The sequence below is a fragment of the Zeaxanthinibacter enoshimensis genome, from assembly GCF_004362865.1.
Taxonomy (GTDB): domain Bacteria; phylum Bacteroidota; class Bacteroidia; order Flavobacteriales; family Flavobacteriaceae; genus Zeaxanthinibacter; species Zeaxanthinibacter enoshimensis.
The window spans coordinates 184610-197202 of record NZ_SNYI01000001.1 but is presented as its reverse complement, the minus strand read 5'-3'; the positions used below and the strand labels follow the sequence as shown (position 1 = coordinate 197202).

The window sequence follows — 12593 nt, the reverse complement described above, 5'->3', positions numbered from 1 at the left end:
TCCGGTTTATAGTTATTTAATGGTTTTTTTTCTGAGGAGGATCACGGGTGATTCTGATAAAACCGTAATCTCAACCAAATTATCTGAATTGTGAGCAATAAGTAAATCGAACCGGATAAAGGGTGATCAAATTCATGAATTTGATTGTACGAGGGAGGTATCAGCCCCTGTCCGGAACAAAAAATGAGGAGGGATGGAAATTGCCGGGAGATATATATGAGGGCGAGGTCCGGTAGGGGACAATAAAAAAGCCCAACCAATTTTCATCAGTCGGGCCTTTCCTTGAGCGAGTGCAGAATGTTATTTTTCTATCAGGCGGTAGCAAATACCGGTACCTGGTGGCTCTGATAATTTTTTGGACTACACTTATATCTTTTCTTGAAAATTTTAGAAAAGTAACTGCGGCTGCTTAGTCCCACAGAGTATACTACTTCAGAGATATTCAGATCAGTGGTTCTGATCAGTTCTTCAGCTTTCTCAACCCTCAGGTTCTTGATGTAATCACCCACAGTTGTACCGTGCAGTAATTTAAATCCTTCCTGAAGTTTTGCAGGAGATAAAGCATTTTCCTGGCAAAGGCTGGAAATTGAATAAGGGTATTCCGGGCTTTTCTTGATAGAATCCGATATCTTCTTTACCAATTTCATTTCCCTTGTGGTCAGCGATCCCATTGGGTGTTCTCTCTGGTGCTCATCGCTGGCGTGTTGCTGAAGCTCCATAGCCAGGATAACATGAAGGATTCCTTCAGTCATTACTTTTCTGACAACTCCTTCTGCTTCAATATTATTCAGTCTTTCGATCTGCTCTGCAATACGGATATTATAGGAACCGATATACAGGAAATCCTTTCCTTCTTCAGAACCTTTGAAAAGCTGAACCAGTTTATTGCTCAGGCTTTCACCTTGATCACTGTACATTGGTGGAACTACTTTATCGACCATGATCAGGGAGATCTTTGTTTCTGTCTGCTTGTTGAATTTCAGCATCAGGCTTTTATCCTCTTCGCTATTTAAAATAGCTGTCTGGTAAGTCTCAACGACTCCGGAGGTTTTAGCGCCTTCAAATCCAAAACGAAGACTACCCTGGCTGCAGTATCCCAAGAACAGGGATTGAGCATCTTTAGGCTCAGTACTGATCTCGAAATCCTGGTTAAAGGTTACGTCGAACTCGATAAAAGATATTGGGCCGTTAAGCTTAATACCTTTAAGTTTTCCTTTTCCTATTTCGTTATTAAAAGTTAAATTATATTCACCGGCTTCGGTGTTAAGAGTGCCATTCATGTTCTCCTCGAAGAAACTGAAGATACTTGACATTGGATTAGATATAGCTACATTATTCATTTTACATGGGTTTTTTGTGATACACTAAATAGTTGTGAATCTTCGTCTGAAACAGGTGGAGAAAAGGACTAAATTCGGTCTGATTACTCGGATGGAATTCGACTTGCATCTACCTCCTGATTCAATAATGTAAAGGTCTTATATACAAGGCGTAAATTCATTACACAATTACTGGAAGAACTTACAGTATTACCGTATTTACGTCAATTTGTTGTTCTTTTGCGGCAATTTTTCAAATATCTGGCCCTTTGTAAGTGTCAGTAAATTAGGGGTGTATATAATATTTTTGCTCGGATGAGTGAAAAATTGAAGGGAATATAACAAGGTTACATCATTCCCATTTTCTACCTTTTTCCTTCCCAAATTTCACCGTAAATACTAGATGGGTTTTTTGACAGTTCTACCCTCCCAATAAGAGAGAGTTCTCCATCCAATAATTCTGTAAATATTTCTTTAACTTTAGTAATGCAGTAAAATAGAACATGATCTATTATATGGAGTGGGGGAAGTTTACGCTGCCTTTCCGGGACTATTATAAGAATTGAATGAAAATTGTTGCTAAGCGTTTACTTATTTGGGGTGCAGTGATCCTGTGCCTGCTGATGATTCCCGCATTGGCAATGCGGTATACCACGGAAGTGAGATGGGACCTCTCGGATTTTATCCTGATGGGGACAGCTTTGTCGGTACTGGGGATACTTTATGAATGGGTAGGCAGAAGCTCTGGCAACAAGTATTACAAGATGGGTTTTGGCCTTGGTCTACTTGGATTGTTCTTATTATTCTGGGTGAATGCCGCAGTGGGCATAATCGGAAACGAGGGTCAGGAAGCTAACCTATTATATAATGTCGTGTTTATTGTCGCTGCACTGGGATCACTCTTCAGTCGTTTCAGTGCCCTGGGCATGACAAGAACCATGGGAGTTGCGGCATTGGTCCAGGTCCTTGTTCCTGTAGCGGCTTACCTGCTTTGGCCACCGCCGGTAATCTCATGGTCACCGGGAGTTTCAGGGGTGTTCTTAATAAGCGCATTTTTTGCTGTCCTGTATTTGGTGTCAGCATACTTATTTCGTCGTGCCGTAATTAATTAAATTATCCCTGACCTTTTTTAAGGTCAGATCCTCAGGATAAAATTATCCTTATCGAGGTTGGAAGAATGGAACTGCCAGTTAATGCTCAGGATCTTCTGGATCGCATTTTGCAATTTCTTAAAATCAGATGGCTTGGTGAGGTAGATATTAGCTCCCCTGACGTAGGTTTCTACAATATCTTTCTCAGAGGAAGAAGTGGAGTATATGGCGACGGAGAGGTTCTTTAAACGGGAGTCGCGGCGGATTTCATCCAGGCAGCGCATACCGTCCATTACCGGCATATTCAGGTCCAGGAATAGTACCTGGGGTAATTCCGCATCCGGTTTTTTCAGGTAATTCATTAACTCCAGTCCGTTTTTGAACAGCAGGAGTTTCGTCTTGATCTTCAGCTCGTTTATTGCATCCTCGAACAATAATCTGTCGTCTTCATCGTCGTCAGCCAGGGCAACAGTTAATAGGTCAATTTTCATTGTCAATTTGGGTATATTCTCGCTTTCTTAATTGATCACTCTCTTTCTTCTGACGAATTATCTCCCTGTATAATGTGGGGGATAGTCCAGTAGTGTTCTTAAACTGGTTAGAGAGATGGGCTACACTGCTGTAGCCAAGTTTGTGGGCGATCTCGGTTAAAGTATAATTTCCGGTATTGAGGTACTTTTTAGCGACCTCTATCTTTTTCAGGATAACGAAATTCTCGATCGAGGAATACGTTACTTCTGAGAAAGTGCTCGATAAGTGAGCGTAGGAATAATTACAGGTATCCGCCAGGTAAGTGGATAGTTTTACATCTTTAACGGCTTCGCCATCAACGAGGTAAGTGGTTATGGCCTTTTTGATCTTTTGAACCAGCCCGTGCTTGTGGTCGTTGATAATAGTTATGCCCAGGGCAGACAAATCCTCCTGGAGATCGTTCATCACCTGGGGAGAAGGGCTGCCTTTAATGCCTATCTCAGCCAGGGAATGAAATTCGTATTCCAGTCCGTATTTTTTGAACAGGGGATCTAAAACTTTATCCAGAAGAAATTTCAGATCGTAGTCAATCGAAATTTTCATCATAACATTCTGCTTACACCGCAAGGTATGAAAGTTCCAAAAATAATTTTAGGAGAAATGAAAATATTGATAAAATAATTGGTAAAATCTAAGTAATCAGGATGCTTGTTTAACTTCCAGTTGCTAATCCTGTATTTTCCGAGTCATAAATTAATTTTTTTGCAACAAAACCCAAATCTTCCATAAACTACATTGCTTTCTGATTCAATCCTTCAGGAATATTGACCGGAAAAGTTTCTCAACGCCCTTATTGTCGCCGTTTTATGGTATGTGAGGCAATAATATTAGAGGCTGCTGAGCTCATGTTTAACCCGGGATAGGATATCGCACCCGGGGATTCATTAGATCCAAGGCCCGCCCTCTTCATGTTTGGTTGCGCTTTGGTTAATTTATATTATAAGAATAAGTATCTTTATTTCATGAACAACAAACCTCTTCATATTGTTCTGGCGGACGACGACGATGATGATCGTCTGTTATTCACCGAAGCCCTGGAGGAAACCTCCATCCCGGCTACGGTGACTACATTTGATAACGGGGTAGACCTGATGGCCTATCTTATAAATGAAGATGAAGCTCTGCCAGACATAATTTTTCTCGATCTGAACATGCCTTTGATGAACGGGGAAGAATGCCTTAGGGATATCAGGAATGAACCTTCCCTTAAACGTATTCCCATCATTATTTACAGCACTTCATTAGATCTTGATAAGGTGAAGGTATTGCGTAAAAGAGGGGCAAATTATTATATCCAAAAACCCGCCTATTTTCATCAGTTGAAAATGGTTTTGCAGCGCAGTATCGAGTCTGTAATGGAAGAGGATGAAAAGGCAGCGCAGGAGGCTGACTTTGTCATCAAATAGGAATACATTTCTTATGAAGTTTCTTAAAAAAGACCAGGACATCCACTTTCTTAAGGGAGGGGGAGAAATGGGCGATATAATACGTAATAAAGATTGGTCTGACACCTCTGTTGGAAACCCTTCTCAGTGGCCTTCATCCCTGCGTGTTCTCCTTAATACACTTCTGAATTCCAGGTTTCCTATGTTCCTTTTCTGGGGGGACGAATGGATATGCTTCTATAACGACGCTTACAGGCCCAGCCTTGGAAAGGAAGGAAAGCATCCTTATATCCTTGGGGAACCGGCCGTGGTGGCCTGGCCCGAGATCTGGCCCACGATTAAACCCCTGCTCGATAAAGTTTATAAAAAAGGTGAATCTACATGGAGCGAGGATCAGCTGATCCCGATCTACAGGGATGGAAAGATAGACGATGCTTACTGGACGTTTAGCTATAGCCCTGCTTATGGAGTGTCAGGACTGGTGGAAGGGGTCTTTGTCACCTGCACGGAGACTACCTCAAAGGTGCAGTACCTGAAAAAACTGGAACAGAGCGAGGAACAACTTAGTAATGCCCTCGAAGCAGCCGGCATGGGTGCCTGGGATATGGATCCGCAAAAAGGCACCTTTACAGCCAATAAACAAGCACAGAAATGGTTTGGCCTAACCCAGGGCCCGAACGAGGATCTTGAAGATGTATACAGCACGATCCTTAAAGAGGACCGTGAATTGGTCCGCCGCGCAGTAGAGAGTACTCTTTCTGATCAGTCCGATGGAAATTATGAGGTGATGTACCGAATCCGGGGTGACGAGGATGGGGATATCCGCACCCTCAGGGCACTTGGACGTGCCTGGTTCAACGAGAGTGGCCAGCCATACAGGTTTAATGGTATTGTCCAGGATGTCACCGAACAGCATGCCATTGATAATGAGAGACACAAACTAATTTCACTGATAGATTCCAGTAACCAGTTTATTGCCCTGGCCGATCCGGAACACCAAATTCAGTTTGCTAATGCCGCGGCTATAAAAATGCTTGGTTGGCATGGAATAGAGAATCGTAAGTTACTCGATTTTGTATATGAAAAGGATCGTGGAAAAGCGGAGAAATTATTAGCTGTACTTCCCGAGCAAGGACATTTTAATACAGAGATCCGTTTTGTTAATGAAGAAAACGGGAGGCCACTCTGGTTAAAATGGAACATGGTAGTTGTAAAAGATCCACGCACTTCGGAGATCCTGGGCTATGGCACAGTCAGCACGAACATAGAGGAACAGCGGGCCAGGGAAGCTCAACTGGAACTGGCCCTGGACAGGATCGTTGAGCAGGAAAGAAAATTCCGCAACCTGGTTAAACAAGCTCCAGTGGGGATCGGTATTCTTAAAGGTGAAGACTTTGAGGTAGAACTCGCCAATACAACTGCCCTGGCGATCGTGAAAAAGGAGGAACGACAGGTACTGGGAGTTCCGTTTTTCAAAATCCTGCCGGATACGCAGGAAACCCTGATGCCGATGCTCAACGAAGTGCTGATGACAGGGAAGTCGAGTAGGGGAACTAATTTCCCGATCGTCATTGAAAAAAAAGGTAAAAAAGAAACCCGGTATTTCAATTTTATCTTTTACCCGGTCAGGGATGAGGATGACCTGGTTACCGGGGTTATGTTGGTAGCGACAGAAGTTACAGAATCTGTGCTTCTCAGTAACAAGTTAAAGGAAAGCGCTAAACAATTCAGGAATCTCGTGATCCAGTCCCCAATCCCCATGACCATATTAAGGGGGCGTGATTTTGTCATAGAAATGGCCAATGATATTATGATCAACGAGATATGGCGGAAGGATAAAGATGAAGTGCTGGGTAAGAAATTACTGGATCTGTTCCCGGGACTGGTGGACCAAAAATACCCGGAACTGCTCAATAAGGTTTTCGATAATGGGGAAACGCTTACCGTTAAAGAATCACATGCCAGGATTGAAGGGAATGACGGGACGCGCGAATTCTACCTGGATTACGATTATGCCCCGCTCAGGGAACTGGACGGCACCGTATCCGGGATTATGATCACCGTCAGTGATGTCACCGATAAAGTGCGATCGCGTAAAAAACTGGAGGAATTCTCAAAGGAACTGGAGAAACAGGTCTATGAGCGAACCGATTTATTGAATAAGACCAATTTGCAATTAAGGGATTCCATCAGGGAATTAGAACAGACCAACGAGGAGCTGCAGTCCTTTGCCTATATCTCCAGCCATGACCTGCAGGAACCCCTAAGGAAGATCCAGATGTTTACCTCCCGGATCAAAGAGCGATCTGGCGAGAAATTCTCTGAAAAGGATGAACAGGATTTCTCCAGGATCATTATCGCTGCCAGCCGGATGCGTACCTTAATAGAAGATCTGCTGGCGTTTTCGAAAACCTCGACCAGTCTGGGCGATTTCAGGGTGATGCCGGTGGGAGATGTGGTGCAAGAGGTAAAAGAAGATCTGTCTGATAAAATTCAGGCCACAAACGCCACGATCAACAGCACCGATCTCTGTGTCATTAAAATGATCCCTTTCCAGATCCAGCAGTTATTTGTCAATCTTATTGAGAACTCCCTCAAATTTGCGAAGGACGATCAGGATCCGGTCATTACTATTACAAGTGAAAAGGTATCGGGTAAGAATGTGAGCGAGATCCTGCTGGATCCAAAGAAGTTATATTGCAAGATTACAGTGAAAGATAACGGGATTGGTTTCGAACCTAAATACGGGGAGCGTATTTTCCAGGTATTCCAAAGGCTGCATGGGCGAAATCAATTCGAAGGGACCGGCATAGGTCTTGCGATCGTGAAAAAGATCGTACAGAATCACAACGGGGGAATTACAGCGGAAAGTGAACCCGGGAAGGGCGCGACCTTCAGGATCTATCTTCCGGTTGAAGGGGTTTAATTAGTATAGATTGGTAAAAGACAGTATGAAGCCAGTCAGCTGGTAGGCAGATTAGAAGAAGCCCAGCGCAGCCGCGATCAGGCCGACAACCACGGAGAGCAATATAAATACTAATATCACCACCATAATACTAAGAAAACCATTCAGGACTCGTGTGCCCATGTCCAAATTCTCCTCCATAACACCTAAGATTTTATTTAATTTACGCATAATCCCACAGATTTAATTACACGCCTGATTTTAATCGACTAAATGCTCAAATTCTTCCACGATCCACAAGGAAGGCGTGACGGTTAATTCGAGTTGACAACACTGTTTCCAGCGTGAGGGAATCTGTTAAAATGGGTAGCTTTTCTTAGAAGAGTAAGTTGAAATCAGTTGGTATAAGATTCCTGTTACTGCACTCCAGCTTATCGGTATTTTGCAATTGTCTAAGTACACTACTCTTATAAAGTTACAAAAAAATACGATTCCTGTAAGCTAAAACTGTGAGGCTAAAGCAGTAGGCAGCTTATTTAAGGGAAAAGAAAGGGAGTTTAAATCAGTTCTGTAATATAGTTGATCACCGTAGCGGTAGCTCCCTGGTTAGAGCGGATATACCGATGATTTACAGCGCCTTGCTGCTGCCTTTTTTCAGGATGCGCAAACAGGGCTTCCAGGGTTTCAGAAAATTGCTCCCCGTCTCTGATTACACTGATGCCCTGGAGTTCAACAAGTTCTTTGGCTTCTTTAAAGGAGTCGTACTGGGGCCCGATTATTACCGGGATGCCAAAAACGGCAGGCTCCAGGGTGTTGTGAAGACCGGTGGCAAAGCCGCCGCCCACATAGGCAATATCGGCATAGCTGTACACCTTTGTGAGCAAACCGATGGTGTCGATGATCAGCACCTCGAAATCTGCTATATTCTTGGATGCCAGCTCCGAATAGAGGACTGTTTTTTTGTCGATAGACGAGACCAGTTTTTCAAGGCTTTTCGGATTCATTTTGTGAGGTGCAATGACAAACTTCTCTTTTCCCTTACTCGTATTTATGAATCCTGTTATGATAGTTTCGTCTTCGGGCCAGGTACTGCCGGCAACGACGCAGAGCTGGTTGCCTTTAAAGGACTCCATGAATCCGAGTTGGTTTTCTCGTTCCAGGATTTCGTTTACCCGGTCAAAACGAGTATCGCCGCTTACAGAGGCAGAAGAGATCCCTATCTGTTCCAGCAGCTGCAGGGATGTCTTATCCTGTACAAAAATATGTGTGAAATTCTCCAGTGCCTGCTTCATGAATTTCCCATACCATTTAAAGAAGACTTGTTTTTCATTGAAGATGGCAGAGACCAGCAGGGTGGGGATGTTGCATTTTCCCAGGGCATCCAGGAAATTGGGCCAGATCTCGTATTTGATGAAAATAACCAGTGATGGGTGGGCAAGTTGGAGAAATTGTTTTACGTTGCTGCGGGTGTCCATAGGCATATAAACAACTGCATCTGCCTCTGCATTATCCTTCTTGATCTCATACCCCGAGGGAGAGAAAAATGTGAGCAGGATCTTCTGCCCGGGATATTTACTGCGCAGTTCCTTTAAAATAGGTAAACCCTGTTCATATTCTCCCAGGGAAGCCGTGTGTACCCAGATTATTTTATCCTCGTCAGCAATGGAGCGGCGCAAAGTGTCAAAGGTTTTATTTCTTCCCTCCACGAATAACCTGATCTTGGGATTGAAGAATGACACGATACGCAAAAAGAAAGAGGTTATGTGACTGGCTAAATTATACAGGAAAAACACGGGTCGAAAGTTTCCCGCTAAAATAGCTTCTTTAAGTGAATTCGTTGCCCGACCCTCTCTAATTTCGTAATATTGTCTACTCAATATCAGATGATGAAGAAAATACAAATGGTAGATCTCGTTGGCCAGTACAAGGGGATCAAAGACCAGGTAAACGAGTCGATCACTAGCATCCTGGAAAGCGCGGCATTTATTAACGGGCCGGATGTTCATGAATTCCAGGCCGACCTGGAATCTTACCTGGGGGTGAAACACGTGATCCCTTGTGCTAATGGAACAGATGCTCTGCAGATCGCTATGATGGGGTTGGACTTAAAGCCTGGTGACGAGGTGATCACAGCAGATTTTACATTTGCCGCAACTGTAGAAGTTATCGCACTGTTGCAATTAACCCCGGTGCTGGTAGATGTGGACCCGGAAACTTTTAATATTGATCCAAAGGCCATAGAAGCTGCAATCACCCCGAAAACCAAGGCTATCGTACCTGTTCATCTATTCGGGCAATGTGCGGATATGGACGAGATCCTGGCTATAGCTAAAAAACACAACCTTTACGTAATCGAGGATAATGCCCAGGCCATAGGGGCCAACCACACTTTCCGTGATGGCAGTAAGAAGAAAGCGGGTACGATGGGTCATGTAGGTACAACTTCATTTTTTCCTTCTAAGAATTTAGGGTGTTACGGGGATGGAGGCGCCATCTTTACAGATGATGATGCCCTGGCACATACCATCAGGGGTATAGTGAACCACGGTATGTACGAACGTTACCACCACGATGTGGTCGGAGTGAATTCGCGTTTGGATACTATCCAGGCCGCTGTGCTCAGGGCCAAACTTCCTCACCTTGATGAGTATTGTGAAAGTAGGAGGCAAGCCGCCCGACTTTACTCCCGGGCATTTAAAGAACAGGAACACCTGGTCACTCCAAAAACAGTAAATAATTGCGAGGGTATCTGTGATACATGTGACTGTCACGTGTTTCACCAATACACCCTGAGGGTAACCAACGGGAAGAGAGATGCCCTGGCAGCGCATTTAGGACAGGCCGGAATTCCCTTTGGTATATATTACCCTATTCCCCTGCATTTACAAAAAGCTTATGCAGACTCCCGTTATAAAGAGGAAGATTTCCCGGTAACCAACCAATTGGTGAAAGAAGTTATTTCACTTCCAATGCACACAGAGCTCGACCGGGAACAAATCGATCATATCACGAATACCGTGATCCAATTTATCAATGAATAATATGAAGATATTAGTAACCGGCGGGCTGGGATTTATTGGCTCCCATACCGTGGTAGAATTACAACAGGCCGGTTTTGAGGTGGTTATTATTGATAACTGTTCTAATTCCAGTGAAAATGTGCTCGAGGGAATAAAGGCCATAACCGGGCAAACTCCTGAATTCGTAAAAATGGATCTCAGGGATAAAAATGCAGTCGGAGAATTTTTCAGCGCTCACCAGGATATCTCAGGGGTCATTCATTTTGCGGCCTCGAAGGCAGTAGGGGAGAGTGTGGAAAAACCACTTTTGTACTACGAGAATAACCTGAATACCCTGGTTTATATCCTGCAACAGTTGTCGGGGTTGAAGAGTGCTAATTTTATTTTCAGCTCCTCCTGTACGGTTTATGGCCAGGCAGACCAGATGCCTATCACGGAAGAAGCCCCGGTTAAACCCGCGGAATCTCCGTATGGGAATACCAAGCAGATCGGGGAGGAAATTATACGGGACAGCTGCCGCGTTTACAGCCAGCTGAAAGCTATTTCACTGCGCTATTTTAATCCTATAGGGGCGCATCCCTCCGCGGAGATCGGCGAACTACCCATAGGGGTGCCGCAGAACCTGGTCCCGTTTATCACTCAGACCGGAGTGGGATTAAGAGAACAGTTATCTGTTTTCGGGGATGATTATCCCACGGAAGACGGTACTTGTATCCGCGATTACATCCATGTGGTAGACCTTGCAAAGGCACACGTGGTTGCATTACAACGACTGCTCGAGGATAAAAACGATACTAATTACGAGGTATTTAACATAGGTACCGGTACCGGGAGTTCTGTCCTTGAAGTGATAAACAGTTTTGAACGGGTAGCCGGGAAAGAACTCAACTACAAAGTTGTTGACAGGAGGCCGGGAGATGTTATCAGGGCCTATGCAGATACTGATAAAGCAAACAAGGTCCTGGGCTGGAAGGCCCAATCAACCCTTGACCACGCCATGGCTTCTGCCTGGAAATGGGAACAGAAAATAAGAGAATAACCTAACACCTGAACAAATGAAAAAACTGATCTTTTTACTGGTGATGCTGGCAAGCCTTACGCTCAGTGCACAGACAACTTACCTGCAATGCGGGGCTATATTGGATACTAAGACCGGGAAACTTTTTCCGGAAAGAACCATTGTGGTAAATGGGAATAAGATCAGTGAGATCAGGGAGGGATATGTTGGTGATAAGGCCTCGGCCAGAATTATTGACCTCAGGGCTAAAACTGTGATGCCGGGGTTTATCGATATGCATGTGCATATAGAAAGTGAAAGTAACCCGAAGGCGTACTTACAGACCTATACCCTTAACGAAGCAGATATCGCGTTTAATTCCGTCGGGTTTGCCGAAACCACCCTTAGGGCAGGATTTACTACAGTACGGGACCTAGGGGGCAGCGGGGTTAACATTGCTATTCGTGATGCCATAGCGGCCGGGAAGATCAAAGGTCCCAGGGTTTTTACCGCCGGGAAGGCGATAGGGACAACCGGGGGACATGCAGACCCCACGAATGGGTACCGTGAAGACCTGGTAGGTGATCCGGGACCAAAAGAGGGGGTGGTCAACAGTGTGGATGATGCGAGGAAAGCGGTCAGGCAACGGTATAAAAACGGGGCTGATCTCATCAAGATCACGGCAACAGGAGGGGTACTGAGTGTGGCAAAGAACGGCCAGAATCCACAATTCACCCTGGAAGAAATAAAGGCGATCACCCAGACTGCAGCGGATTACGGGTATCACGTTGCCGCCCATGCCCATGGAGATGAAGGAATGCAGAGAGCGGTAAAAGGCGGGGTAAAGACTATAGAGCATGGAACGCTGATGAGCGAGGAAACAATGCGGCTTATGAAAGAATATGATGCTTACCTGGTTCCTACCATAACTGCAGGGAAAGAGGTGACCGAAAATGCCAGGATAGAAGGGTACTTCCCGGCTGTCATCGCTAAAAAAGCCTTGGAGATCGGTCCCAAGATCCAGGATACCTTTAAAAAAGCCTATGAACTTGGGGTGCCTATCGCCTTTGGTACTGATGCCGGTGTATTCCCACATGGGGAGAATGCCAGGGAGTTCGTCTACATGGTTGAGGCAGGAATGCCGGTTCTGAAAGCGATTCAGTCGGCTACGCTGACCAATGCCAGGCTGCTTGGGATGCAGGATTCCCTCGGGCAGCTCAGCAAGGATTTTTTAGCTGATATTATAGCCGTTGATGGGAACCCTCTTGAAAATGTAAACCTGCTTAAGGAGGTCACATTCGTGATGAAGGATGGTGAGGTGATAAAACAGTAACCCGGTGTATAC

The 12593-nt window shown here is 44.7% G+C and carries 11 protein-coding genes; 6 read left to right on the top strand and 5 right to left on the bottom strand.

Going from position 1 to position 12593, the window contains the following annotated elements:
* Nucleotides 1-311: 311 nt before the first annotated feature.
* Entirely contained in the window at nucleotides 312-1313 is a 1002-nt protein-coding gene (locus CLV82_RS00890) for an AraC family transcriptional regulator (protein WP_166636648.1), read from the bottom strand.
* Between the two features lie 572 nt (nucleotides 1314-1885).
* On the opposite strand from CLV82_RS00890, the gene CLV82_RS00885 reads away from it, so the two are divergent.
* On the top strand, nucleotides 1886-2431 hold the full coding sequence (locus CLV82_RS00885) for a hypothetical protein (RefSeq protein WP_133642426.1): 546 nt from the start codon (nucleotides 1886-1888) through the stop codon (nucleotides 2429-2431).
* Between the two features lie 23 nt (nucleotides 2432-2454).
* On the opposite strand, the gene CLV82_RS00880 is transcribed toward CLV82_RS00885, so the two are convergent.
* Together CLV82_RS00880 and CLV82_RS00875 are read right to left on the bottom strand one after the other, a co-directional pair.
* Nucleotides 2455-2901 carry a response regulator gene (locus CLV82_RS00880; RefSeq protein WP_133642425.1) on the bottom strand — a complete coding sequence of 149 codons (447 nt, stop codon included), beginning with the start codon at nucleotides 2899-2901 and terminating at the stop codon, nucleotides 2455-2457.
* Entirely contained in the window at nucleotides 2891-3487 is a 597-nt protein-coding gene (locus CLV82_RS00875; RefSeq protein ID WP_133642424.1) for a helix-turn-helix domain-containing protein, read from the bottom strand. Before CLV82_RS00875 ends, CLV82_RS00880 begins: the two co-directional genes overlap by 11 nt.
* A gap of 416 nt (nucleotides 3488-3903) precedes the next feature.
* On the opposite strand from CLV82_RS00875, the gene CLV82_RS00870 reads away from it, so the two are divergent.
* Nucleotides 3904-4347, top strand: a complete 444-nt coding sequence (locus CLV82_RS00870) for a response regulator (RefSeq protein ID WP_166636647.1) — start codon at nucleotides 3904-3906, stop codon at nucleotides 4345-4347.
* Nucleotides 4348-4360: 13 nt separating this feature from the next.
* Entirely contained in the window at nucleotides 4361-7252 is a 2892-nt protein-coding gene (locus CLV82_RS00865) for a PAS domain-containing protein (protein WP_133642422.1), read from the top strand.
* Between the two features lie 51 nt (nucleotides 7253-7303).
* Here CLV82_RS00865 and CLV82_RS14940 read toward each other — a convergent pair whose 3' ends face one another.
* Nucleotides 7304-7432 carry a hypothetical protein gene (locus CLV82_RS14940; protein ID WP_262708016.1) on the bottom strand — a complete coding sequence of 43 codons (129 nt, stop codon included), beginning with the start codon at nucleotides 7430-7432 and terminating at the stop codon, nucleotides 7304-7306.
* 356 nt (nucleotides 7433-7788) lie between these two features.
* On the bottom strand, nucleotides 7789-8970 hold the full coding sequence (locus CLV82_RS00860; RefSeq protein ID WP_317128272.1) for a 3-deoxy-D-manno-octulosonic acid transferase: 1182 nt from the start codon (nucleotides 8968-8970) through the stop codon (nucleotides 7789-7791).
* 147 nt (nucleotides 8971-9117) lie between these two features.
* Between CLV82_RS00860 and CLV82_RS00855 the strand changes: the two genes are divergently transcribed.
* From CLV82_RS00855 to CLV82_RS00845, 3 genes are read left to right on the top strand one after another with little or no spacing between them, the layout of a single operon-like run.
* On the top strand, nucleotides 9118-10272 hold the full coding sequence (locus tag CLV82_RS00855; protein ID WP_133643422.1) for a DegT/DnrJ/EryC1/StrS family aminotransferase: 1155 nt from the start codon (nucleotides 9118-9120) through the stop codon (nucleotides 10270-10272).
* A 1-nt stretch (nucleotide 10273) separates the two neighbouring features.
* Nucleotides 10274-11290 (top strand): UDP-glucose 4-epimerase GalE, encoded by a 1017-nt coding sequence (galE, locus tag CLV82_RS00850; protein ID WP_133642420.1) that lies wholly within the window; start codon nucleotides 10274-10276, stop codon nucleotides 11288-11290.
* A 16-nt stretch (nucleotides 11291-11306) separates the two neighbouring features.
* Nucleotides 11307-12581: a metal-dependent hydrolase family protein gene (locus CLV82_RS00845; protein ID WP_133642419.1), complete on the top strand. Its 1275-nt coding sequence runs from the start codon at nucleotides 11307-11309 to the stop codon at nucleotides 12579-12581.
* Nucleotides 12582-12593 lie beyond the last annotated feature (12 nt).